Origin of the sequence: Glaciimonas sp. Gout2, assembly GCF_035018905.1 — a bacterium.
Taxonomy (GTDB): domain Bacteria; phylum Pseudomonadota; class Gammaproteobacteria; order Burkholderiales; family Burkholderiaceae_D; genus Glaciimonas.
In genome coordinates this window covers 20214-46410 of record NZ_JASJXA010000012.1, presented here as the reverse complement: position 1 = coordinate 46410, position 26197 = coordinate 20214, and the positions used below count along the sequence as shown (strand labels likewise).

The 26197-nt window shown below is 50.1% G+C and carries 21 protein-coding genes; 16 read left to right on the top strand and 5 right to left on the bottom strand.

Annotated features, from left to right (window positions below; genetic code table 11):
- Complete coding sequence (locus QN379_RS10640; protein ID WP_323506632.1) at nt 1-1896, bottom strand: MFS transporter; 1896 nt, start codon at nt 1894-1896, stop codon at nt 1-3.
- Nucleotides 1897-2291: 395 nt separating this feature from the next.
- Entirely contained in the window at nt 2292-2747 is a 456-nt protein-coding gene (locus QN379_RS10635; RefSeq protein ID WP_322232556.1) for a CBS domain-containing protein, read from the bottom strand.
- Between the two features lie 324 nt (nt 2748-3071).
- Here QN379_RS10635 and QN379_RS10630 point away from each other — a divergent pair, with 324 nt between their 5' ends.
- The 4 genes from QN379_RS10630 to QN379_RS10615 all read left to right on the top strand — a co-directional run bounded on the left by QN379_RS10630 (nt 3072) and on the right by QN379_RS10615 (nt 6490).
- Nucleotides 3072-4403, top strand: coding sequence for an O-acetylhomoserine aminocarboxypropyltransferase (locus QN379_RS10630; RefSeq protein WP_322232557.1), 1332 nt, complete (start codon nt 3072-3074; stop codon nt 4401-4403).
- Nucleotide 4404: 1 nt separating this feature from the next.
- A complete protein-coding gene (locus QN379_RS10625) occupies nt 4405-5283 on the top strand; it encodes an alpha/beta hydrolase (protein ID WP_323506631.1) in 879 nt (292 codons plus the stop codon).
- Between the two features lie 101 nt (nt 5284-5384).
- On the top strand, nt 5385-5720 hold the full coding sequence (locus tag QN379_RS10620; protein WP_323506630.1) for a DUF962 domain-containing protein: 336 nt from the start codon (nt 5385-5387) through the stop codon (nt 5718-5720).
- A 302-nt stretch (nt 5721-6022) separates the two neighbouring features.
- The gene (locus tag QN379_RS10615; RefSeq protein WP_323506629.1) at nt 6023-6490 is read left to right on the top strand and encodes a DUF3761 domain-containing protein; all 468 of its coding nucleotides are present in this window, start codon (nt 6023-6025) and stop codon (nt 6488-6490) included.
- A gap of 138 nt (nt 6491-6628) precedes the next feature.
- Here QN379_RS10615 and QN379_RS10610 read toward each other — a convergent pair whose 3' ends face one another.
- Nucleotides 6629-7912, bottom strand: coding sequence for a YihY family inner membrane protein (locus QN379_RS10610; protein WP_322232561.1), 1284 nt, complete (start codon nt 7910-7912; stop codon nt 6629-6631).
- Nucleotides 7913-8024: 112 nt separating this feature from the next.
- On the opposite strand from QN379_RS10610, the gene wrbA reads away from it, so the two are divergent.
- The 6 genes from wrbA (at nt 8025) to QN379_RS10580 (ending at nt 16695) form a co-directional block, all read left to right on the top strand.
- Nucleotides 8025-8657, top strand: coding sequence for an NAD(P)H:quinone oxidoreductase (gene wrbA / locus QN379_RS10605; protein ID WP_322232562.1), 633 nt, complete (start codon nt 8025-8027; stop codon nt 8655-8657).
- Nucleotides 8658-8745: 88 nt separating this feature from the next.
- Nucleotides 8746-9174, top strand: a complete 429-nt coding sequence (locus tag QN379_RS10600; protein WP_322240165.1) for a DUF2069 domain-containing protein — start codon at nt 8746-8748, stop codon at nt 9172-9174.
- Between the two features lie 36 nt (nt 9175-9210).
- The gene (locus QN379_RS10595) at nt 9211-10626 is read left to right on the top strand and encodes an FAD-binding oxidoreductase (protein ID WP_322232563.1); all 1416 of its coding nucleotides are present in this window, start codon (nt 9211-9213) and stop codon (nt 10624-10626) included.
- 226 nt (nt 10627-10852) lie between these two features.
- Nucleotides 10853-12514, top strand: coding sequence for a DUF1800 domain-containing protein (locus QN379_RS10590; protein WP_323506628.1), 1662 nt, complete (start codon nt 10853-10855; stop codon nt 12512-12514).
- 3 nt (nt 12515-12517) lie between these two features.
- The gene (locus QN379_RS10585; RefSeq protein WP_322232565.1) at nt 12518-13855 is read left to right on the top strand and encodes a DUF1501 domain-containing protein; all 1338 of its coding nucleotides are present in this window, start codon (nt 12518-12520) and stop codon (nt 13853-13855) included.
- A 410-nt stretch (nt 13856-14265) separates the two neighbouring features.
- A complete protein-coding gene (locus QN379_RS10580; protein WP_323506627.1) occupies nt 14266-16695 on the top strand; it encodes a catalase in 2430 nt (809 codons plus the stop codon).
- A 535-nt stretch (nt 16696-17230) separates the two neighbouring features.
- Here QN379_RS10580 and QN379_RS10575 read toward each other — a convergent pair.
- A complete protein-coding gene (locus QN379_RS10575; protein WP_322232567.1) occupies nt 17231-18151 on the bottom strand; it encodes a LytTR family DNA-binding domain-containing protein in 921 nt (306 codons plus the stop codon).
- A gap of 138 nt (nt 18152-18289) precedes the next feature.
- Nucleotides 18290-19435, bottom strand: a complete 1146-nt coding sequence (locus QN379_RS10570; RefSeq protein ID WP_322232568.1) for a sensor histidine kinase — start codon at nt 19433-19435, stop codon at nt 18290-18292.
- 295 nt (nt 19436-19730) lie between these two features.
- Between QN379_RS10570 and argH the strand changes: the two genes are divergently transcribed.
- The 6 genes from argH to QN379_RS10540 all read left to right on the top strand — a co-directional run bounded on the left by argH (nt 19731) and on the right by QN379_RS10540 (nt 26175).
- Entirely contained in the window at nt 19731-21125 is a 1395-nt protein-coding gene (argH, locus tag QN379_RS10565; RefSeq protein ID WP_322232569.1) for an argininosuccinate lyase, read from the top strand.
- 334 nt (nt 21126-21459) lie between these two features.
- Nucleotides 21460-22617, top strand: a complete 1158-nt coding sequence (locus QN379_RS10560) for an ABC transporter substrate-binding protein (RefSeq protein ID WP_322232570.1) — start codon at nt 21460-21462, stop codon at nt 22615-22617.
- Nucleotides 22618-22928: 311 nt separating this feature from the next.
- Nucleotides 22929-23810, top strand: a complete 882-nt coding sequence (locus QN379_RS10555; RefSeq protein WP_322232571.1) for a branched-chain amino acid ABC transporter permease — start codon at nt 22929-22931, stop codon at nt 23808-23810.
- A gap of 3 nt (nt 23811-23813) precedes the next feature.
- On the top strand, nt 23814-24704 hold the full coding sequence (locus tag QN379_RS10550) for a branched-chain amino acid ABC transporter permease (protein WP_416348543.1): 891 nt from the start codon (nt 23814-23816) through the stop codon (nt 24702-24704).
- Complete coding sequence (locus QN379_RS10545) at nt 24704-25465, top strand: ABC transporter ATP-binding protein (protein WP_322232572.1); 762 nt, start codon at nt 24704-24706, stop codon at nt 25463-25465. Before QN379_RS10550 ends, QN379_RS10545 begins: the two co-directional genes overlap by 1 nt.
- Nucleotides 25462-26175 carry an ABC transporter ATP-binding protein gene (locus QN379_RS10540; RefSeq protein ID WP_322232573.1) on the top strand — a complete coding sequence of 238 codons (714 nt, stop codon included), beginning with the start codon at nt 25462-25464 and terminating at the stop codon, nt 26173-26175. The genes QN379_RS10545 and QN379_RS10540 overlap by 4 nt, the downstream gene beginning before the upstream one ends.
- Nucleotides 26176-26197: the final 22 nt, after the last annotated feature.

Sequence of the window (26197 nt, the reverse complement as noted above, 5' to 3'; positions counted from 1 at the left end):
TCACTTCCACGCACCCCGCAAATTCTGGACTTGTTGCTGAAGATATTCAGGTGTCGCATCAGCTGGCATAACGGCCTTTCCTACTGCCAGCTCAAGCACCGACAACGGGCCACGTTTAAACGAGCGCCCAAAAGGATTACCGTTGCCATGTGTCCACATACTGCCCCACAATCCGCGCAAAGCCATCGGAATGACAGGAACAGGCGTGCGTTCGATAATTTTACTGATCCCACCGCGAAACGCATTGATATGGCCGTCAGTCGTCAATTTACCTTCAGGGAAGATACAGATCAGGTCGCCATCCTCAAGTGCCCTGGCAATATCGGCAAAGCCTTTTTCCATCAACACCGAATCTTCTTTCGCAGATGCGATTGGGATCGCTTTACTATTTCTAAACAGCCACGCGAGAACCGGCATTTTAAAAATTCGATGATCCATCACAAACCGAATCGGCCGCGGGCTGGCTGCCATGATCACAATGGCATCCACAAAACTAACATGGTTGCAGACCAATACCGCTGCGCCGTCCTCTGGAATTCTACTGATATCAACAGTGCGTACGCGATGTATCGTATGGATCAATATCCACGCCAGGAAACGCACCAGATATTCTGGTACTACCGAAAAAATGTAGCCAGCAACGACAGCGTTAAGAATCGCTGTGACCATAAAAATTCGCGGAATCGTGAGTCCCATTTTTAGCAGCACCATCGCCAGTAAAGCGGCGACCACCATAAACAAAGCGTTCATGATATTCATCCCGGCTATCGTGCGCGATAAATGCGCTGGATCACACCGCGTCTGAATCACCGCAAACAGCGGGACGATATAAAAACCGCCAAACAATCCTATCATCAGGCAATCAAACAAGATGCGTATGCTGCTCTGCTGTGCGAAAAACCCAATGAAATCAACCGAACTCGTATTCGTATATCCCTGACTGGCAAGAAACAGATCAAAACCAAACACCGATAATCCAATCGACCCGAAGGGGACCAACCCGATTTCGACCTTGTGGCCGGAAAGCCGTTCACACAGCAGCGAGCCACCACCGACGCCGAGCGAAAATACTGTCAGCAATAAAACAAAAACACTATGATCTCCGTGCAAATAATTTTTGGCATACAGCGGAAATTGCGCCAACATAATCGCACCGTAAAACCAGAACCATGAGTTGCCCATCATCGCCAGAAATACAGGACGATTTTGATGGGAAAAACGCAAATTCCGAACTGTTTCGGTAATTGGATTCCAATTAATGATCAGGTCCGGTTCTGGTGCTGGCGTGAGTGGAATCCGGCGACTAAAAAGCCAACCGACGATTGCAATCAAAATTGTGCCGCCCGCTACGAGCTCGATGCCCCAGGATTGATGAACAACCAGCACCGCGCCAAGAATTTCGCCGACAAGAATACCCACAAAGGTACCCATCTCAATGACGCCATTACCGCCGACTAGCTCGTCTTTTTTTAATTGTTGTGGCAAATAAGCGTATTTGACGGGACCAAATACCGTCGAATGTAATCCCATACCAACTATCGCGCCGACTAAAATCCATAGGTTACGCGTCATCCAGCCGTATGCTGCCAACGCCATAATGGCGATTTCAAACACTTTTACAAGGCGTGCGATACGGGACTTTTCAAATTTGTCTGCGAACTGGCCGGAGGTAGCCGAAAACAGCAAAAACGGCAAAATAAACAATCCAGGGATGAGATTATTTAAAAACCCGGGATCCACGCTAGTCCAGCTTAGTGCGTCATAAGTCAGAATCGTCAGCAACGCTGTCTTAAAGACATTATCATTGAAAGCACCAAAAAACTGCGTCCAGAAAAACGGTGCAAAACGGCTTTGGCGCAGCAGAGAAAATTGATTTGGTCGGTTTGATGGTTGCATGGGCGATCAATAAGCGAAAATTACACTATGAAAATGATGACGTCGACAATTGTACGTGGGCTCCATTAGATTGAGAAATAGGCGCTTTCTCTAAGTTTGGATTTACGTTTGAATTTACGTTTGAATCAACGTTCTAATTGATGTTTTTTTGCCTTAGCTTTACCTTCCAGACGTATCGCCTGTTGATGGTGCAAGGCGTTTAATATTCGTCACCAATTCTTAGTGACTCTCCAGCGCTCCCAGTATATTCAGAATCCCGGCAACCCATCATAGATACAAAAAAACCGTCAGCAGCGAATGTTTGCCACTAACGGTTTTTTTCTCATGCTCGACCATTCTTAACTGAAATAGGCACATAAGTGCGGCAATGTCATATTAAGAACCATGCTGACCGATCAATCATCCGGTGACGGCGTACTGATTGGCCAATCCCGAATGTAAGCTTTGAGCATCTTGTTTTCAAAACCTTGCGCATCCAGCACCGCCTTTGCGACATCATAAAATGACATAACACCCAGCAATGTATTCGCATCCATTACGGGAACATAGCGCGCATGACGCTCTAGCATAATACGGCGCACTTCATTCACCTCCGTGTCGGGTGTGATCGTGATCGGGCTGTCATCCATGTGCTTTCGCACGGTATTGGTCCCAACTTCGCCGCCATTTTCATGGATTGCTTTCAGCACTTCGCGAAACGTCAGCATCCCCACCAACGTGCCGAATTCCATCACCACGAGCGAACCGATGTCCTTTTCGGCCATCGTGTTAGTCGCCTCTAGTAGCGGTGTCTCCGGTGTCACCGTATAGAGGATGTTGCCTTTGACTTTGAGTATTTCAGAAACTTTCATTGGGTCATCCTGCCTTTGCTTGTTATGCTTGTATTGAGAAACCTGCGAATCTCTGCAGCCGGTAGAAAAAGCCTCCGAAAGTTTCATTTTTGACTGATCTTATTATCAAATAGTCCCAATATTGGGGCAATTGACACAAAAAAATCAAAAAATGTATTCGCTTAGCTACTTTTTGCTTCGACTCACTAAAACCTTCAGATGCCTTGAATGTAGCGTAAGCCCGTCGAAAAATCTAGCACTGACTGAAGCACTGGAAATACGCCTTAAGAAAAACGTTCCGGGTTCAATAATAAAACAAACAGATTAATAGGAGAAATCGTCGTCATGAGCAAGCCAACATCCCCTGGTTTTGATACCTTATCACTCCACGCGGGCGCTATCCCGGATCCCACTACCGGGGCTAGAGCGACACCGATTTATCTCAGCTCCGCCTTCGTCTTCAAAGACTCAGATCACGCTGCCTCATTATTTAATATGGAACGTGCAGGACACGTTTATTCACGCATTTCGAACCCTACCAATGCCGTTTTGGAAGAGCGCATCGCAGCGCTCGAAGGTGGAGTTGCAGGAATTGCGGTCGCCAGCGGTCAGGCAGCACTACACCTTGGACTAGCAACCATTGCTGGCGCAGGATCACACGTCGTCGCATCCCGTGCCCTGTACGGCGGTTCGCATAACCTGCTGGCATACACCATGAAACGTTTCGGCATCGATACCACCTTCGTCGATCCACGCGATCTGGATGCCTGGCGCGCCGCGATCCAACCAAATACAAAGGTATTATTTGGTGAGACTCTGGGTAATCCAGGCCTAGACGTACTCGATATTGGGCGAGTAGCCGCAATCGCACACGAGCACTATCTGCCATTGTTGGTCGATTCAACCTTCACCACACCCTATTTGCTGCGCCCGTTCGACCATGGAGCCGATCTGGTTTTTCACTCGGCGACCAAATTTCTTTGCGGTCATGGCACCGCTATTGGCGGTCTGCTGGTAGATGGGGGCACCTTTGACTGGCAACAAGCATACGAAAAGACTGGCCATTTCGCCGAACTTTGCGCACCCTACGACGGTTTTCACGGCATGGTATTTTCGGAAGAGTCAACGGTCGCGCCGTTCTCTCTGCGCGCCCGCCGCGAAGGTTTGCGTGACTTCGGCGCAGCCATGAGTCCGCACAATGCTTTTGCCATATTGCAAGGCGTAGAGACGCTCGCCTTAAGAATGGAAAAGCATGTCGCAAACACGCGCAAAGTGGTCGAATTTTTAACACGGCAAGACGCCGTAGAGTCGGTCGCCTATCCCGAACTTTCATCCCATCCCGATTATGCGCTGGCGAAAGAACTTCTCCCGAAAGGCTGCGGCGCAGTATTTTCCTTCAACCTGAAGGGTGATCGCGCTGCGGGTCGCCGCATGGTGGAGTCATTAAAAATATTTTCCCACCTGGCCAACGTCGGTGATGCCAAGTCATTGGTAATCCATCCTGCATCAACCACCCATTTCCGCGTACCAAGTGACCAGCTGGCCGCATCCGGGATTGGCGAAGGCACACTCAGATTATCTGTCGGACTAGAGAATGTCGACGATCTGATAGAGGATCTGGCTTACGGCTTGAAAGCCGCGCACCGAACCTCAATTCAACCGAATACGGGAGCTTGAAATGCTGATAAATGTTCAGGGGCATGATGCTTATTGCTACACGGGCGGCAAACCGTTTGACGCTACATTACCGACCGCGGTGTTCATTCACGGGGCACAAAACGATCATTCGGTCTGGATTTTACAAACCCGCTATTTTGCTCACCACGGATTTAGCGTGCTTGCGGTTGATTTGCCAGGACACGGACGAAGTCAGGGCGCGCCACTAACAACCGTTGAGTCGATGTCCGACTGGCTTTTGGCTCTGCTCAAGGCCGCCAATGTCACCAAGGCGCTATTAGTCGGACACAGCATGGGTTCGCTCATTGCATTGGAAACCGCCGGCCGAACACCTTCGTCGGTCTTGATCGGCGGCATCGCCATGGTCGCAAGCGCCTATCCGATGAAAGTATCCGAAGTGTTGCTGGAAGCGGCGAATAGTGACCAGCCGACAGCCATCGCAATGGTCAACAAGTGGTCGCATGCGAGTTTTGTCCAGAAACCGTCCAACCCCGGTCCCGGTTTCTATGTTTTGGGCGGCAGCCAGCGCTTAATGGAACACATCGCAACACGCGATGAACGCAATGTCGCCAAAGCGACGGATCTGCCGAGCACAGAAAATATACGCAGCGGAGACACCGTTTTTTATACTGATTTCATGACCTGCAATACTTATCAGCATGGCGATGCTGCAGCTTCGGCAATCCGCTGTCCAGCCCTGTTTCTATTAGGAAAACGCGATGCCATGACGCCGCCCAAAGCGGCGAAAACCATCATCAGCAACATTCCGCATGCGAAAGTCGCGCTGATAGACAGCGGACATGCGCTAATGGCAGAGCAACCGGATGCCGTGCTCGATGAATTATTTCATTTCGCAACTGGCATCGACTGGCTAGAATAAATTTCTGCCCCCCTAACAAGCTGTATCAAAACTGAGTTGATGTATTTTGTTATGGCATTGAAAACATTTCACGCCCATAAGGCTTCTGAAGGGAGTTCTACATGCCTAAATATATAAAGGATACGGAGGGCAAGAAAGAAAATTTTGCCTCCTTTGCGCAGTTCTATCCCATGTATCTTAACCAACACGCTAACCGCATTTGTCGCCGATTGCACTTTATTGGATCGACCTTCGCCCTTTTATCGTTCATCGCCCTCCTGTTTACCGGAAATGGATGGTGGCTATTGAGCGGCGTTCTGAGTGGATATGGCTTTGCGTGGATCGGCCACTTCTTCATCGAAAAGAACCGGCCAGCGACGTTTCGCTATCCGCTCTATTCATTCATTGGTGATTGGGTGATGTACGGTCAAATGCTGACTGGCAAAGTAACTTTCTAAATATATTTATTTTATTTCAACATTCCCTGCAAGAAAGGATTATTATTTCTCCGGTAAAAGAATACATTTTACTTTTTAGCAGTATCGGTCCTCGAAAAAACGTAATCAAGCGTTAATGGTCAGGCACACAACGCTATCGACATCAAAGCTGCACGCCACGTTATACGTTGGTCAGTTAATACGCGTTAATGACACATTCGACGTCTAAGCACTAAGAAAACAAGCAGGTAGCACGACTCTCAATGTAATCCATGTGGAAATTGTATTTTGAATGATATTCAAACATCTTTTGGAGAAACACGATGAAAATTACGCTCGCGATGATCACTTTGACCGCAGGATTAACCTTTGCTGCCAGTGGGTTCGCCCAAACTGCGCCTGCTGCCGCGCCAGCCGGTACTTCTGGAATGTGCAAAGATGGCTCCTACTCTTCGGGCGCCACAAAAAAGGGCGCTTGCTCAAAACATGGGGGAGTCAAAGATTGGTATGTGAAGGCTGCTGACAGCCCTGCCGCAATGGCTGCCGCACCTGCCGCACCAGCGCCCGCCGTCGCAGCCGCTGCAGCATCTCCCATGAAAACGCCCGCCCTTCCGGCGGCGACCCCAGCCGCAGGTGGTGGCGCTGGTAAAGTCTGGGTAAATGCCAGCTCCAAGACCTATCATTGCTCCGGTTCCAAATGGTACGGAACAACTAAAGCAGGTTCGTATATGACGGAAGCCGCAGCGAAAGCCGCCGGTAACCACGCTGATCATGGCAAAGCATGTACTTAAGATGATTTTGTAGATAATTTTTTTGGTTGACCTTTTTGGCCGAATGCAAAAGCGCCCCTTTTTTGGGGCGCTTTTTCTTTCATGCGGTTACTTTTAGACGTCTTTTTAGAATATCTGGGTAAGTTCTGTAGGAAGGAGTTACAACGACTCTTGCGAGGATTGACCAAAATAACGCGCCAAAGACTGGTCCAATCCCAACTCAATCGTTTCTTCTACCCGCTTCGCCAACGGTGGCGCATCAACGGCATACGAAGCAGTATTGAAGACGAACAGGCGATAGATCTCCGCTAATTTTAAGCTATCAGGATTAGCCAGTAAGGTCCACTGATCCAGGTGCGACAACGCATGACGGTTCCAGCGCAAGCGTTTTGGCAGCGCTTTGCTAATCCGCCCGACCCATCCTGCCTCGAGCATTTGTTGCAACAAATTTTCCGACTCATCAAAACCTAATCGCGTCGCACGTCGAATCTGAGTTGCACTCACTGCAGAAGAGCTATTCGCTATTCTAGCCTCATGCAATACCTGCAAAACCGCCATGGCATCAACAAACGCGCTGCCGGGCGTCGGCACGTGCCACCATCGTTCGTGCTTGATCACCGGTAGCGCCGCCACTACCAGCGCGCCGACCAGCGTGATCATCCATAGCATATAAATCCATAGCAGAAAAATTGGCAATGCTGCCAACGCACCGTAAATGATCGTATAAGTCGGGAATTTGATCACATATGCAGCAAAAATCCGTTTAGCAACTTCAATGGCTATCCCCGCGAAGAGTCCGCCCCACACCGCATCGCGCCAATTGACGAACCGATTCGGTACAACTACATACAATAAGGTGAATGCCGCTGTCGTCAAAGAAACCGATACCACTGTGTAAAACCATTTTCCTAACCAGCTGATGACCAGACCGTTGGTGGCTTCTGTCAGATAGGAGGTAGCCGTAATCGAGATACCGATCAGCAATGGTCCTAATGTTACTAGCGCCCAATATACAAGCGCCCGTTGAATAAAGGGACGCTGGGTTTTGACCCTCCAGATGCTATTGAAAACCTGATCTACGGTCGACATCGTCATACCGGTTGTCACAATAAGGGCAACACCACCGACTGCCGACAGGCTTGCAGATTTGCTGGCAAACTGATTCAGGTTACTCAAAATTGTATTGGCAATCCCCTTAGGCATCAGGTTATGCACGAAGTATGCTTCCAGCGATGCACGGAAGGTACTAAAGAGCGGAAAAGCGGTGAAAATTGCCAACGCAATGGTCAGCATGGGAACCAACGCCAAAATAGTCATAAACGTCAAACTACTGGCAACTTGCGGTAAACGCTCCTCGCTCAGGCGGCGACCCGCAAAACGAAATAAGTCGCGCAACTCATCCAATGACAAACCGCGCAAGTGGGAAAATTTAAATGGAAACATATTTTTGTTGTGACCTTTACAGCACGACAGCAAAGTCGGACGCATTTTTAGATGCTTACAAGCGCTATCGGTCAGCGTAAAGTATTGATAAAGCGCCCTATAATACCAACCTATGAGCTCAACCCACACATCCCACAGTATCAACCGCAAAATCGTCATTCTGGTTTTGTATTACTCGCGCCATGGCGCAACCAGAAAACTTGCCGAATTAATCGCGCAAGGTATTGACGCAACACCGGGCTGCGAAGCCCGTTTGCGCACGGTACCAGCGGTGTCCACTGTCACCGAAGCGACCGAATCAAGCATTCCGGAGCAAGGTGCGCCTTACGTTGAATTAATGGATCTGGAGCAATGCGCCGGATTGGCACTAGGCTCACCAACACGGTTTGGCAACATGGCGTCGGCCATGAAATATTTTTGGGATGGTACCAGCGCCCAATGGCTCGGCGGTGCTTTAGCCGGCAAACCGGGTTGCGTATTCACGTCCACAGGCAGTCTGCATGGTGGCCAGGAAACCACATTGATGTCCATGATGACACCGCTATTTCATCACGGTATGTTGATGATGGGTCTGCCTTATACGCTGCCGGAATTGATGACCACCAGTAGCGGCGGCACACCTTACGGTGCCAGCCACTGGGCGGGAATGAATGGCAATCAGCCCATTTCGGCGGAAAGCCGTATTTTGGCAATCGCGCAAGGTAGTCGCCTGGCTGAGACCGCGCGCAAACTGCAAGGAGCATGACATGACAAAAGACGCGAGGAAAGAAGTCAAAAAAGACGTCAAAAAAGACGCCGAAAATAACCTCATCACCAACCCAGCCGGGGCAACCATGGTCGAAGCCCAAACTTCTGCACAACTACGTCCATGCCAGTGGTTTTACTTCGGCACTTCCGGTACGTTGCTGATTCTGATCGCTCTGTGTGTTGCCTGGGAATTATTTTTAGCACCGTTGCGCCCGGGTGGATCATGGATGGTATTGAAGGTTATCCCACTTTTGCTCCCCTTACGTGGCATTCTGAAGCGCGATATCTACACGATGCAATGGTCGTCCATGCTCATTCTGATTTACTTTGCAGAGGGCATCGTGCGCGCTACCAGCGACAGCAATCATCTCTCGGCGATGCTGGGATGGGCCGAAGTGGCGTTGACCTGCCTCTTTTTTGTTTGCTCGATCATGTATTTGCAGCCCTACAAAAAAGTGGCGAAAGCGCTCGCCAAAGCAGCCATCGAAAAAGCTTCCCGATCCCGATCGACGTAACTTCATTCCCACACGCGGTTTCACAATCATCCAGACATGACCAACTCAGCTGACTTTATAAACGCCTGTAAAAAAACCATCGGTGACGCTTACGTGCTGACCGCCAACGATGACAAGGCGTCTTATTTGACAGACCAGCGTCAACGCTTCACAGGTCAGGCAATAGCGGTAGTCAAGCCGGGTAATACTGCCGAGGTCGCGGCAATTGTGCGCCTGTGCAATCAATACAACGTACCGCTCGTTCCGCAAGGCGGCAATACCGGACTCGTTTTAGGCAGTGTTCCCGACACCAGCGGCGTCGCGATTGTGTTATCGCTGACGCGCCTTAGCCGGATTCGATCAGTCGATCCGGTCAACCATACCATCACCGTAGAAGCGGGTTGCATCTTGCAGCACGTGCAAGATGCCGCATTCGCAGCCGAGCGTTTGCTCCCCTTATCGTTAGCTGCCGAAGGCAGTTGCACCATTGGCGGCAATCTCGCAACGAATGCAGGCGGCACGGCTGTTTTGCGCTATGGCAACACGCGTGAGTTATGCCTGGGACTCGAAGTCGTGACCGCACAGGGCGACATCATGGAGGGGCTACGCGGCTTGCGTAAAGATAACACCGGCTATGATTTACGTGACCTATTTATAGGAGCTGAAGGCACACTTGGGATTATTACTGCTGCAGTAATGAAAATATTTCCATTGCCAAAATCGCAATTAACCGCACTGGTTGCGTTACAAACGCCAGTTCAAGCTTTACGTCTGCTGACCTTAGCGCAAGGCCATTGCGGAGCCACGCTAACCGGTTTCGAATTAATGTCCGATCTGTGTTTACAATTGGTAGCCAAACACATGCCGCACCTGACTTTTCCATTCTCGATGCACCATCCGCACTATGTACTGCTTGAACTATCCGACAGCGAATCAGAAGCCCATGCCAGCGCCTTGCTGGAATCCTTACTGGCGAGCGCTCTGGAACACGACATTTGTCAGGATGCTGTCCTGGCGTCCTCTTCCGCGCAGTCAAAAACATTATGGAACTGGCGAGAAAGTATCTCATCGGCGCAAGCTAAAGAAGGCAAAAACATCAAACATGACATCTCTTTGCCGATTTCGCGTATTGCTGAATTCATTACGGTCACCGACGCCCTGTTACAGCAACATTTTCCCGCATGCCGCAATGTCACTTTCGGCCATTTGGGCGACGGAAATTTACATTACAACGTTTCACCAGCCATCGGCTATTCCGCTGACCTGTTCCTCGCGCAACAATCCAATATCAATCTTGTCGTACACGACAGCGTACACAAATTTGGGGGTTCAATTTCAGCGGAACATGGCATCGGCGTCCTAAAGCGTGAGGAGTTACTACGTTACAAATCACCGGTAGAAATTTCCTTGATGAAAACAATTAAACAAGCATTAGACCCACTCAATCTAATGAATCCCGGGAAAGTCATCTAGGACCGCTCAGTTACAAAGCGCGAACCTCTTAATTATTTACGTTCTTTGTCTCTGGTTTCATACTTCGTGGTTCGCACAACCCATTCTACAAACCTTGGCTTACACACTGTTACACAGAGTTTGTCTACCAAAAAGCAATCGCCACGTTATCCTCTGAAGAACCACGGTCACCATCGCAATTAGCTGGTGTAGTCACAACGAGCTTCTTCACCTTAAGCGGAATAAGATGTTGCCGACCATTCAAAAATCTCGCTTCAACTTGCCATTGGTTACGATCTCATTTTTGTTCAGCGTAGGACTCGGCACACTGAATCCGCTCAGCGCGATTGCTGCGCCAGCATCACCGACACGCACTCCCGACTTCACTCCCCCACTCGCTCCAACCATTGCTCCCACGCCGTCGTCCACCGCACCGTTATGGGAAAACGAAAAAGCACTGCATGTGTTGAATCGTCTGGCGTATGGTCCACGTCCGGGTGATGTGGATGCAATCAAAAAAATGGGCGTAAAACGCTACATTGACCTGCAATTAAATCCCGAACGTATTCCGCTTCCCCAAACGCTAATCGACCAGTTGGCTAGCCTTCCTACCTATCAACTCAGCACCACGCAGCTTTATCAACAATACGGCCCGCCCTCTTTCCCCCCCAATACTGCAACCCCGGAAGAGAAAAATCAGGCACGTCAGCGCGCCAACAAAGAAATCACATTGCAAGCGCATCAGGCCCGATTATGGGAGGCGACTGAAAGCCCGCGTCAGTTGCAGGAAATCATGACCGAATTCTGGTTCAACCACTTCAATGTTTTTGAAGGTAAAGAATGGGTTCGCTACTGGAACGGCGAGTATGAAAAAAATGTGTTGCGTCCCAATGCATTGGGTAATTTCAGGCAATTGTTAGGATCGGTGGCGCATCATCCAGCCATGCTGTATTACCTCGATAACTGGTTGAGTAGTGGCGTCAATACGCCGGAGGCCCGCGGTCGATTTAAAGGTTTAAACGAAAACTATGGACGTGAATTACTCGAACTGCATACACTAGGTATCAATGGTGGCTATACCCAAGCCGACGTGATTGCATTAGCACGCATTTTGAGTGGCTGGACTATTGATGTAAAAGACATGAAAAATGGAGCCAATAACAGCTCCAGTGGCGGCTACAGTTCAGACCAGCCCACCTTCATTTTCAATCCACGCCGCCATGACACCGGTGACAAAATTTTTCTCGGTCAGACCATCAAAGGACTCGCCGGTCAGGACGGTGAACAGGAAGGTGAGCAAGCGCTTGACATCGTAGCGCGGCAACCTGCCACGGCACGGTTTATTTCCACCAAATTAGTCCAATATTTTGTTAGCGACAAACCCGATCCGGCATTAGTTGAAAAGCTGGCGCAGCGGTTCCTGAGCACCAATGGGGATATCAAAGCGGTGCTGCACACCTTATTTGATAGCCAGCAATTTTGGTCTCGTGCCAATTATCAAACCCAGTTCAAGACACCTTATCAGTACATCGTTTCCGCTTTGCGGGCCAGTGACATTCCGGTCATGAATGTCAGGCCGGTTGATAACGCGTTGAATCAATTGGGTCAACCTTTATATGGTTGGCTGACGCCGGAAGGGTATAAATTTTCCGAAGAAGCGTGGCTCAATCCGGATGCGCTATTACGCCGAATCAATTTTGTCAGCAGCCTTGGTAATGGCAAATCGCCGATTGGATTTCCGCCACCGCCGCCCGGACCACCTTCTAATGCAGTCCCATTAGACCCGCAGCAGTTGATAAAAACACTGTCGCCGTTACTCGATCAACGCAGCATCGATACCATCACAACCGCACCCGCCAACTTGCAAGCCAGCATGATTCTGGGTAGCCCCGATTTTATGAGGAGGTAAATCATGAAACGCCGCGATTTTATCCGCAGCATTAGTCAACTTGGCATCGTCGGCAGCGGTGCGATTCTGATTCCGATCGGATTGTCCGGTTGTGTCGTTGCGCCGCCCAACAAGCCAAATACCGCTAACCTGCAAAAGAGCAATCGAGAACCGGCACCACTCGCCTACGGCACACCGCCGAAGCGTGACCGTCTGGCGGGTGACGGCACGCCGCGCATGGTTGTAGTTTTTTTACGCGGAGCGGTGGATGGCCTTAATGTTGTTGTACCGCATGGCGACCAGCATTATTATCAGGCCCGCCCTACCATCGCAGTGGCACGTCCTGGCGACAACAATGGTGCAATCGATTTAACCGGATATTTCGGGCTTCATCCGGCATTGCAACCGCTCAAGCCTTATTGGGATAACGGCCAACTGGCGTTCATTCATGCATCCGGCTCGCCCGATATGTCGCGTTCGCATTTTGAGGCGCAGGACTATATGGAAACCGGTACACCCGGTCAACACAACACACACGACGGCTGGATGAATCGCCTGCTGGGCACTATGCCGCCCAAAGAAGCGCCCATGCAAGCACTGACACTAGGCGAGTCGATACCACGCATCCTGACCGGCCGTGCCGTCGTCGCCAATATGCCGACCGGGCGCGATGCCACCCGACCAACGCAGATCGACAAACCGGACGTCAATCTTGCCTTCAACGCGTTATATCAACAGGATCCAACGTTAGGAAAAGCATTTCGGGATGGCCTTGCAGCGCGTAAGGAAATGATGATGGACCTGAATAGCACGGAACAACGCGCCGCCAATAACGGTGCGCCACTTCCAAACGGACTCTCCATTGATACGACAAGACTAGGCCGTCTTATGCGCAGCAACCCCGCGATCCGGCTTGGCTTTGTCGCCGTGGGCGGATGGGATACGCACGCCAATCAAGGTAACGGTACGGGCCAGTTAGCCAACAGACTGCGCCCTTTGGCCGATGGCTTAACCACGCTCGCGACAGAACTCGGTCCAGCCTTTAACGACACCGTGATCGTCGTCATGTCGGAATTTGGCCGAACCTTCCGCGAGAACGGCAATGGTGGAACCGACCATGGACACGGCAATGTGATGTGGCTGCTCGGCGGCAATGTACGTGGCCGCACGATATACGGCAACTGGCCTGGCATCGATGACAAATCTCTCAACGAAGGTCGCGACCTGGCAATCACCACAGACTTTCGCACCGTATTAGCGACGCTGGCAGAAAAGCACATGCGCGTCGGAGATACCGCGCTCCAACGTGTCTTCCCGCAATTTCCTGGCGCTAATAATCAAAAATTAAACTTCCTGATATAACAAAATTTTTGGGCTCAAGGACGGGCCTCAAAACCAACATAAAAAGGCTCCGTCATCTGCTGTAACATCTCCGTCTATTGCCTATCATCATCTTCAATCGCGTTCACTTTCGACATCAATTCGACATAAATTCGTCATGCGTTGACGGAAACGCCGCCACGCGCATCTGTGCGCGTGGCTATTTCCTACACAAAAATCAGGTTTCTTCCTATACCAATTTCGGCCCGGAAGTCTAAGCTACTTCAATCGGGCAACATCTTGCGCGCGCGTTTTTGCGCCTTTCCAGAATCGAAAAGTCCGCTGCACAAGGTGAGTAACTGTGCCGCTTCACCCCAGGGTGGTCGTTTAATTGACGTACTTTTTCCTATGCCTACTTCTATTTCCCTACTTTTTATTGCGAGGTAAAACTAATGGTGACGCGCAAAAAAAATCCGTCTTCAGTGGACGGTGCCGGATCGATTTTCAGTACAATTTCAGGGCCATCAGACGCCGCACCGCCGAGCAGCGTTGGTAGTAAAGATGGTTTACCGAATAAATTACGCGAAAAGGTGATTAGCGGACAAGCTCTATCCGCGCAAATGCCCTACAACGATAGCAAGCCAGGCGAATATGGAACCGGCGAAAGTGGCGCACCCGACCCGCAAACCGGTTCAGTTGGCAAGCCTGCGGGCGAACTAGCTACCGCGAGCACCACAACCGAAAACACTGTATCGCCCAAGGTGGGAGAGGGTCACCCACAAATCGGCGGTAATCCGACCTCCGGTCCTCTCGATCGCGTCCGCGTCGACGCGGGCAATCAAGCGCTCACCACCAATCAGGGCGTGCCGGTTGCGGACAACCAAAGCTCTCTTAAAATTGGATTGCGTGGCCCGACTGCATTAGAAGATTTTATTTTGCGCGAGAAAATTACCCATTTTGACCATGAGCGGATTCCTGAAAGAGTCGTCCACGCACGCGGCACGGCGGCGCATGGCTATTTTGAATCTTATAATGACTTAAGTGATTTAACTCGCGCCGCACCTTTTGCGCAAGCCGGTAAACGCACGCCGGTTTTCGTCCGCTTTTCGACTGTCGCTGGCGAACGTGGCTCCGCGGATACGGCCCGTGACGTGCGTGGATTCGCAGTCAAATTTTATACAGATGAAGGCAACTGGGATCTGGTCGGCAATAACATGCCGGTCTTTTTTATCCAGGACGCGATGAAATTTCCGGATCTGGTTCACGCGGTGAAGCCCGAGGCGCACAACGGCATTCCGCAAGCATCAAGCGCTCACGATACCTTTTGGGATTTTGTGTCGTTAATGCCCGAATCAACACATATGTTGATGTGGGTTATGTCAGACCGGGCGATTCCGCGCAGTTTGCGCATGATGCAAGGCTTTGGCGTGCATACATTCAGGTTGGTGAATGTTGAAGGTGAATCAGTATTCTGCAAGTTTCATTGGGAACCCGTTGCTGGGACGCATTCCCTGGCATGGGACGAAGCGGTAAAGATTGCTGGTGCTGACGCCGATTTTCATCGCCGTGATTTGTGGGAAGCAATCGAAGCTGGCGCCTATCCCGAATGGGAGCTTGGCCTGCAAGTATTCACTGAGGAAGAAGCCGAACAGTTTGGGTTTGACGTACTCGATCCAACCAAGCTTATTCCTGAAGAAATGGTCAAAGTCATTCCCGTCGGAAAAATGACGCTCAATCGCAATCCTGATAATTTTTTCGCTGAAACTGAGCAAGTGGCCTTCTGCACTGCGCACGTCGTGCCTGGAATTGACTTCAGCAACGACCCATTATTGCAAGGTCGCATTCACTCCTATATTGATACACAAATCAGTCGCCTTGGCGGCCCCAACTTTCATGAAATCCCCATCAACGCACCGCTAGCGCCGGTCTATAATAATCAGCGTGACGGAATGCATCGCCAGGCAATACATCGTGGTCGCGCCAGTTACGAACCCAACTCTTTAGGCGGCGGTTGCCCGTTCCAGGCCGGGGCACGTGGCTTTACAAGCTTCCCGCAGCCGGTCGCCGCCGATAAAGTGCGCGGAAAAGCGGAGCTGTTTGCTGACCACTATTCCCAAGCCCGATTATTCTGGAATAGTCAGACACCAGCCGAACAAGCACACATTGCCTCAGCTTTCCGCTTCGAATTGACGCGCGTACAAACACCCGCAGTGCGCGTGCGCGTGATATCGATGCTAGTGAACGTTGATCCAATACTTGCGGACGCAGTCGCACATGGCTTGGGTTTAGAATTGCCACCAGCAATGCCGCTGGCGTCTGATTTGCCGATACCTGAGTATGCGCTTTCTCCAGCTTTATCTCTGACGTTTCGGCCCGGTGAACTTGGCATCAAAACACGCAGAGTCGCCATCCTGATTACCACAGGCGTAGAAGGTGCAACTGTGAGAACAATCTACGCCTCATTACTTGCTGACGGCGCAGTACCAAGGCTGGTTGGAGCACAACTAGGCAAAGTGGCGACTAGTGATGGCGATTTTCTAAACGTGGAAATTTCACTGGAAGCCGCACCGTCAGTGCTTTACGACGCCGTGGTCATCGACGCCAATAGCACTGATATCGCCGCAAAATGGACGAAGAACATGCAAGCGATGGATTTCCTTCGGGACCAATATCGCCATTGCAAACAAATAATGGTAGTGGGTAACGGCGCTGCTTTATTTGAGGCCGCAGGTGTCACGTTGGCACCAGTACCGCAACACGATCCTTCTTTCATCGATACCAACGCGCACACTTTAACGCAGGCAATTGACGCCTTTAAACTGGCATTAGCTAGCCCACGTGAATTGATGCGGGAATCCGAATCACTACCTATTGCAAATTAAAAATAGGCTCATCTCCCCGACTAGATAGCTCGTGTCAGGGGAGATGGGTTACGTCCTTTTATTTCGTCCGACGTTTTTCATGACGCCGCCACCTTGCTCAGATCAAGTCCGAAGGGGAATGTGTTGGCCGCCTGGAACAGGATCGCCAACCGGCGGTGGAGATGTGGGAACGGGTTGTGTGGGTGGAATTTCCACCGGTGGTGGCTCTTGATGCATCAGCATATTTACTCCTTCGCGATTGTGATTTCAATGAACAGCTGCAGCTGGTCTTTACCAAGACACCTTTACGGCATTCCTGATCAACCATGAATGTAGTAACGAAATAGCTGGAGTAAAGATATCCCACATCAAGCTATAAGATTTTGCCGCCATACACAATTTAAAATCCAGGCAAATAGATGCCTATCAGCGGAACGCTGATTCAAGTGTAGGGAAGAAGGCGCTTTGAAGTTGGCCGATGAAGTTAGCTTACGAAATTAGCTTATTAAGCGATGTCGTAAAGGGCGTTTTACGATGATGAAAATTGATTTATCTTTTAGCATCGTACCAACGCCCGAATAATGCTCCACTGCCGTCGGGATATCGGCAGTTTTTGCTCTACATCGCGCAAAATAACATTCCACGTTTGCTGCAATACCGGCAACAATTTTTTCTCTGATCCATCGTCGTCATTTTTATCAAACGTAAGGCTGCCACGCTCCACACCGACGATCGCGTTTCTCGCGACCAAAGTATTCCGATGAACCCGAACGAACTGCGCACGTAATTCTTCCTCTATCGACATCAACGAATCTTCGATTAAATATTCCTTCGATTTGGTACGCAAGATAACGTACTTCAATTCTGCTTTTAAAAATCGTACTTCATCTATCGGAACAAGTAATACCCGACCGCGCTCCTGAACCGAAAAATGCGTCCGCACCGCTGCTGATCGGGTTACCGGATCGGAACCTGGAAGAGAAATGTTTTCCTGTATTTTTGTTGCACTCGGAAAGCGCAATTGCGTCGCGCGCAGCAGCGCCTGTTGCAGCCGCACTGCGCGCACAGGCTTCAACAGATAATCAAACGCGTGCACATCGAAGGCGTTCACGGCATAGTGTTCATACGCCGTGACAAAAATAATGATCGGCATTTCCGCCGCGATAGAAAAATTCGCGTTACCGTCCTTAACAAGACCTGCATAACCGGCATAGCCCTGCTTCAGTTGCTGCACCAATTGCAACCCCGTTACTTCTGGCATCTGAACATCCACTAACACCACATCAGGTGCCGTCGCCGCAATACCTTCCAACGCAGCTTGCGCATGCTCGGCCTCGCCAACAAGAATATGTGGACAAGCTTCGGCGATGTCAGACAATACAGTGCGCAGACGCGCACGCGCTGGCGCTTCGTCATCAACTATATAAATGCGAGGAATCATGCCATTGATGGTCTGGTAATCCAGCAGTGTAGTCATGCCTGTTAATAAAAAATGTTAACTTCCATCGAGAATCAAACCCGTTACTTCAACCTGCTTAGGACATTTTGTAAGGACTAATCCTCACTCTCCACTCACTTCGTAAGATCGTAGCGTCGTGAAAACTACCCTCACATTTCAAACAATTTTTTTATCCAACTTCCCTGTTGCGGCGTCGCTTATAGACGTTTTCACATAAGGGAATCGCACACGCACCTCAAACTGTCCATTAACGACCGCTGTTGTCAACTGTCCCTCAACGTCATATAACAATGCAAGGCGCTCACGAATATTATTTAACGCCATTTGATTGCCATCCGACAACACCAATCCAGTCTGCGCATAATAAGGATTAATCACCGCGATCTCGATCCGCTCCACGGTCTTCTTTAATTGAATACGTATGATCGATTCTGTGGTGCTTGGCTCGACCCCATAATGCACCGCGTTTTCTACCAGCGGCTGCAATAACAAGGTAGGGATTTGCGTCCTATGCACCACTTCATCGTCAATTCCTTCGCGCTCCCATTGCACCTTCAAACGGTCACCGAGACGAATTTTTTCAATTGATAGGTATTGCCGACATAACTGGCATTCGTTTTCCAGCGTCGTCATTGCGCGAGGATCACGCATCAACACGCGAATTAAATCGGCCAGATCCTCCAGCGCCGTTTCTGCACGCCTCGGCTCGGTACGAATGAGCGCCAGGACCGCATTTAAACTATTAAACAGAAAATGCGGCCGTATCCGCGCCTGTAACGCCTGCAATCGCGCCTCAACCAACACTGGTGAAAAAGCACGTCCGCGCAACTCAAAATAGTGCTGCAAAGAAATGCCGAATAATGCGGCAATTAACATCGGACCGATGATCGACAAATCCACAAAGCTTTGAAGAAACCAATCATAACTCGACAGCAAAAGTATCACCAGACCGGTGACGCCAGCGGGAATCACTGCGCACAACAAACGCTGCCCCCAAAACGGAAATCGATAACTAATCCTTCGCATCCCGCACAAAAAAAACAGTGACAAAAAACACGTCAATTCAACCAGCATGGATGACTCAACAAATTTCATCACCATGGATATCAGTCCATCCACCCGCAGTAAAGTCGTCGCCAACAAAGCGACATTGACCACAATTAAGGTCCGCGCTACCACACCCAAATTACAGCAATCGGGAATAACAGACTGACCGGATAGGTCTTTGGCAACTTGCTGCATGCTATCGATTGGACTGATTGGGTTATTTTTACGCATTCTCAGTACTGGGTTGGATGCCATGAAAAATGGACCGGTACGCGCGAACCCGGACAATTACATAAAGGCCAGAATAAATGTTCAGGCAACAAATAATAACTAAATCAACAACAAAATAGACGTTTGATCACATAAATGCACGTAAAACTACCCTGATTGAAGGTCAATCGGGGTAAAAATGCAGGCTTGTTTTATAATCGTGCACTAATTAAAGTCGTTAAAGTCGTAAGCTTCACGCAATGGCCACGCATTAGCCACTTATTAACCAGTTTTGTACGCGATTTATACCTATTATTTCTTACCGAATTTACCCGATACCATGACAGAACAATTCTCCAAGAAGGCCGAAGCCTGGTCAGCGCGCTTTTCCGAACCGGTTTCCGACCTGGTCAAACGTTACACCGCCTCGGTATTTTTCGATAAGCGTCTGGCAGAAGTCGACATTCAAGGCTCTTTAGCCCATGCCGATATGCTGGCACACCAAAAAATTATCACTGCCGATGATTATGCCGCGATTCAAAAGGGCATGACACAAATTCAAGAGGAAATAGCTGCCGGCAAGTTTGAATGGCTGCTCGACCTTGAAGATGTCCATTTGAATATTGAAAAGCGACTGACCGAACTGGTCGGCGACGCGGGCAAGCGCTTGCACACCGGACGCTCCCGCAACGATCAGGTCGCCACCGATATTCGCCTCTATTTGCGCGGCGCTATCGATGATATCTGTGGTTTGTTGCGTGATTTGCGCCTGGCATTGCTGACATTGGCAGAACAACATGCCGATACCATTTTGCCGGGCTTTACCCACATGCAGGTCGCGCAACCGATTACTTTCGGCCACCACGTTCTGGCTTATGTAGAAATGTTTGGTCGCGACACTGAGCGTATGCAAGACTGCCGCAAACGTGTTAATCGGTTACCGCTTGGCGCAGCGGCGCTCGCTGGCACTACTTTCCCGATTGACCGTCATCGTGTGGCCGCAACGCTAGGCTTTGACGACGTGTGCCGCAACTCTCTGGATGCGGTCTCGGACCGTGATTTCGCCATTGAGTTTTGCGCTGCTGCTGCGCTGGTGATGACGCACATCTCCCGCATGTCAGAAGAATTGGTCATCTGGATGAGCCCAAGAGTCGGCTTTATCGATATTGCTGACCGATTTTGTACTGGTTCGTCGATCATGCCGCAAAAGAAAAATCCGGACGTTCCAGAACTGGCCCGCGGCAAAACCGGTCGCGTAAATGGACATCTGATCGCTCTATTGACTTTGATGAAAGGCCAGCCGCTGGCCTATAACAAGGATAATCAGGAAGATAAAGAACCATTGTTCGATACCGTCGATACCCTGACAGATACGCTGCGCATCTTCGCTGATATGGCCGGCGGCATCACCGTCAAGCCCGATGCGATGCGTGCCGCTGCGTTGCAAGGTTATGCCACAGCAACGGATTTGGCCGATTACCTGGTCAAAAAGGGCCTGCCGTTCCGCGATGCACACGAAGCGGTCGCCTTGACGGTACGCCATTGCGTCGATCAGGGATACGATTTGAGCGACATGTCATTAGAGCAACTACAAGCATTCTCCAGCTTGATTCAAGCGGACGTGTTTGATGTGTTGACGCTAGAAGGATCAGTCGCAGCACGGGATCATATCGGCGGCACAGCACCTCGCCAGGTACGTTTAGCAATTGCGCATTTGCGTGAGCAATTGGGCTAAAACCTGCCGTAAAGTCCTTTATACTTCTTGCACAGTTGATACGCCCAATTTACGCGTATCAACTTAACGAATGAGTAAAAATACAAAATGAGACGTTGGCTAAACAACATTAGATACACATTAAAAAAATACTAGCAATGCCAAACAACAATAATCGTGACTGAATGGCTAGACCGAATCACCAAAATCGCCAATTTGCTATTCTATTCCGTTAATTAAGCGCCAACTGAATGAATGCATGGCCAAACACGTGATTGGCGTCAAATACGTCCATAACAGCCATTACATTGTTTGCGTGTCATCGCTACAAAAATTAACCCCGGAGAGTTCACCTATGAAACTGAATACTTTTTTAAAAACACTGACCGTGCTGGTACTCGGCGCGACATTGGCACAATCTGCACTAGCCGCTGAAGTCAAACTTGGTTTGGCTGCTGCATTAACAGGTCCGGCAGCAAAATATGGCGTCGCCATCAGAAACGGTTTCACGCTGGCTACAGAAGAAGTCAATGCCAAGGGCGGCGTTAACGGCAATAAACTGCTATTGGTCATAGAAGATGAGCAAGGCAAAAAAGAAGACGCTATCAACGCGTTCAAAAAACTGATTTTCCAAGACAAGGCGTTGCTGGTATTCGGCCCAACTCTGTCCAACTCGGCTTTCGCTGCTGATCCGATCGCCAATGCTGCAAAGGTCGTCGCCTTCGGTACCAGCAATACCGCAGATGGCATCACGGCAATGGGCCCTTTCACATTTCGTAACTCAGTCATGGAAGCCGACGTATTGCCAGTGACAACACGCGCCGCGGTCAAGCATTTCGGCATCAAAAAAGTGGCAGTCATTTATGGCAACGACGACGCATTCACCAAAAGTGGTTACGACGTTTTCAAAGCAACCCTGGCCGAGCAAAAAATTCCTGTCACGACGACTGAATCGTATGCCAAAGGCGACGTTGACTTCAAAGCGCAATTAACCAAAATCAAAGCATCGAATCCCGACGCTATTGTTTGCTCTTGCCTGACTGAAGAAGCCGCCAATATCATCTTGCAAACCCGTACACTCGGCATGAAGCAACCGTTCATCGGCGGCAATGGGTTGAACTCTCCAAAGCTTTTTGAAATTGCCAAGGGTGCAGGCGACGGCACTATTATGGGTAGTCCGTGGTCGGCAGAAAATATGACGCCAGCCAACAAAGCATTCATGGCCGCGTACAAAGCTAAATTTGGTACTGAGCCGGATCAATTTGCGGCACAAGCTTACGATGCGCTGTATATCGTCGCGGCGGCACTAAAAAATGTCAAATTGACTGGCGCACTGCCAGCGGACCGCATCGCTTTGCGTGATGCGCTGCCAGCGGTCAAGATCGCAGGCGCAACCGGCAACTTTGCGTTCCGCAAAGCACCGGAAGCCGGTGGCAAAGCTGTCGGCTATGACGCGCAACAGGAAGCAATTGTGAATATTGCTGAAGGTGGAAAATTCGTCCTAATGAAGTGATCCGTTATTGCAGAACCGGTGTGGCAGCGATCAGATTGACATGAAGGTCTGATGAAGATTTATCCGGTTTTGCCATAGCAACAGGAAATAGAATTGGGTCTCAAAGAATCACCGCAATATCGAAGCAATACCAATCAATTGAATTAACGACAGGGCACACCGATAAAGCATCGGCGTGCCTTTCGCTTTAGATTTTAGATTTTAGATTTTAGATTTTAGATTTTAGATTTTAGATTTTAGATTTTAGATTTCCATTTTACTTTGCATTAATTTTGGTTTTTTGGCTGTCCGGTTTATAAAGAGTTTCCCCTATGCTTGAACAACAACTTATTAACGCCCTGTCACTCGGCAGTGTCTATGCGCTGTTTGCGCTCGGTTTCACGCTGGTCTTTGGCGTGCTCGGTGTCATCAATTTGTCGCATGGCGCGATTTTTATGTTGGGTAGCTATGTCGCGTTAATGCTGGTCGAACAGCTCGCGCTACCGCTATGGCTGGCAATGTTATTGGCGATGCTGGCTTCGGGCCTGATCGGCCTGATCGTCGACTATATCGTGCTGCGACCACTGCGCAAACGTAATGCACCCCATTTAGCGCCCATGATTGCGACGATTGGCGTCGCCATTATTCTGACCAATCTGGCGCAAGGCTTATTCGGCGCCGAAAATAAGCGCTTCCCAATGGGGATTATCCCCGAAGACAGTTTTACCTTCGGTAGCGTGCATGTCACTGCGGTGCAAATTGGTATCGTCGTTGTTTCGTTTGTGTTGATGCTGGTTTTACTGGGCGTCATGCGTCGCACTCAGTTGGGACGCGCATTGCGTGCGATTGCCGAATCGCCAAAGGCCGCCTATTTGCTCGGCATCAATGTCGAAGGTTTGTTCTATCTGACCTCATTCGCGGCAGCGGCGCTGGGTGGCGCGGCAGGCGTATTGGTCGGCTTATCGTTCAATGCGATTACACCATTCATGGGCCAACCGATGCTACACAAAGGCATCGCCGTCATCATTTTGGGTGGCATGGGTGATATTCGCGGCGCAATGATCGCTGGCCTGTTTCTCGGATTTGCAGAAGTGTTGACGGTAGCGTACTTATCAAGCGATTTCCGCGATGCAGTCGGATTTGGTTTACTGTTTTTGATCTTGCTCGTCAGGCCGTCAGGCATGTTTGGCAAAGTGTTGGAAAGAAAGGCGTAACAGATGGGATTCATGGAATGGTGGGACGGATTTTGGGCAACCTATAACACCGTCGTCTTCAGCATCGGCGTCAACGCGATGTTGGCCTTATCAATTTACGTCACGCTGTCATGCGGATTACTATCGCTGGCGAACGCCGCGTTCATGGGCATCGGCGCGTATTCTGCGGCCCTGATCAGCATGAACACCGGACTACCATTTCCGGTAGCGCTTGCCGTCGGCGGCGCATTACCAGCGTTGGTAGCACTCATTATTGGCATCCCGACTCTGCGCTTATCTGGCGTTTATCTGGCGATGGCGACTCTCGGCTTCGGCGAAGTGGTGCGAGTCGTCGTGTTAAATATGAATATCACCGGCGGTCCGATGGGGCTCAACGGCATTCCGCCAACCACTGAATGGTGGCATATCGTATTGCTGCTCGGGATTACTTTGTACGTGCTGGCGCGCATCAGACGCTCTAAGATCGGCCGAGCGTTTGAAGCGATTAAAGAAGATGAAATCGCAGCCCGTCTGATGGGCGTCAATGTGGCTGGATACAAGTTGCTTGCGTTTGTCATCGGCGCGACCATCGCCGGTGTGGCGGGTGCCCTGAACGCGCATTACACCTTTACGATCGGACCGGGAAATTATGCTTTTGAAAATGCCGTCGACATCCTCACAATGGCAGTTTTCGGTGGCACTAGCAGTCTGATCGGCCCGACTATCGGCGCAACATTATTGACCTTGTTGCCGGAAGTTCTGCGCCACTTTAAGGACTTCCGATTAGCGGCCAATGGCGTCATTCTAGTGTTGGTGATTTTGTATCTACCAAAAGGCATTTGGGATCCACGCCGGATGCGTCACTTATTCTCTAAACCGAATAAAAAAACCCAGCCGACAGGAAAGGTGAGCTGATGCTTCAACTCAACAATATCAGCAAAAACTTTGGCGGTTTGCAAGTTTTACAAGACGTTAATTTGAACGTTCCGCAAGGCGGCATTTTCGGTTTAATTGGCCCCAATGGCGCAGGAAAAACCACCGTTTTCAATTTAATCACCGGTCTATTGCGTGCTTCCGGTGGTGACATCGCATTTGATGGTCAGGATATCGGTAAAGTAGCACCGCATAAAATCACTGAACGGGGCATCGCCCGCACCTTTCAGAATATCCGCGTGTTCAAGGAAATGACGCTGCTGGAAAACGTCGTCGTCGGCATGCATGATCATATGGATTACGGCTTCGCCGGTTTGCTATTAAATCTGCCTGGCTATCGCAAAACTGAAGCAAAAGCACGTGAAAGAGCGCTGGAATTATTGTCTTGGGTGCGCCTCGATCACAAAGCGCAATTGCTGGCAGATAGCTTGTCATACGGCGAGCAACGCAAGCTGGAATTCGCCCGTGCGCTCGCCACCAAGCCAAAATTATTATTGCTTGATGAACCGGTCGCTGGCATGAATCCCTCCGAAAAAACGGAACTGATGCGAGAGATTCTGAACATCAAGGAACGCGGTTTCAGTATCTTCATGATCGAGCATGACATGCGTTTTGTGATGGGCTTGTGCGACCGAATAGCGGTTCTCAATTTCGGCCGCATCATCGCCGAAGGCACACCGGATCAGATCAAGAATAACCAGGAAGTCATTGAGGCTTATCTGGGCAAGGAAGAAGCAGAATGAAGCCAATCTTAAGTGTTCGGGACCTGGCGGTTTCTTACGGTCATATCGAAGCTGTAAAAGGGATTAATCTCACCCTCAATGAGGGTGAGATTACGGCCCTGGTCGGTGCAAACGGCGCTGGAAAAAGCACTGCCCTATTAGCGATATCGGGCTTGTTAAAACCAACGCGGGGACAGGTATTACTGGAAGACCGCGACCTTACTCGACTATCTCCTCACAAGATCGTCCAAAGTGGCGTGGTGCAAGTGGCAGAAGGCCGCGCCATTTTAACCACGCTCACCATCGCAGAAAACTTGGCTTTAGGTGCCTACACCCGCAACGACAAGACGCAGGTTGCGACAGATCTGGAATGGATTTATTCCCTATTCCCTGTCCTGCAAAAACGCAAAGAAGGTCTCGCTGGCAATCTCTCCGGCGGTGAACAGCAAATGCTGGCCATTGGCCGCGCATTGATGGCAAAGCCCCGCGTGCTGCTACTGGACGAACCATCGATGGGACTAGCACCGCTGATGATTCAAGAAATTTTCCGCATCGTTAAGGAAATCAACCGCACCGGCCTCACCATCCTCTTGGTGGAACAAAACGTGCGGCAAGCGCTACGCATTGCGCAACGTGGTTACGTGCTGGAAACCGGACAGATTGTATTGGCCGATAGCGGCGTCAACTTGCTGAACAACCCGAAGGTACTAGAAGCGTATTTAGGCGGCTGACCGTCAATGACCAAAACCGCTC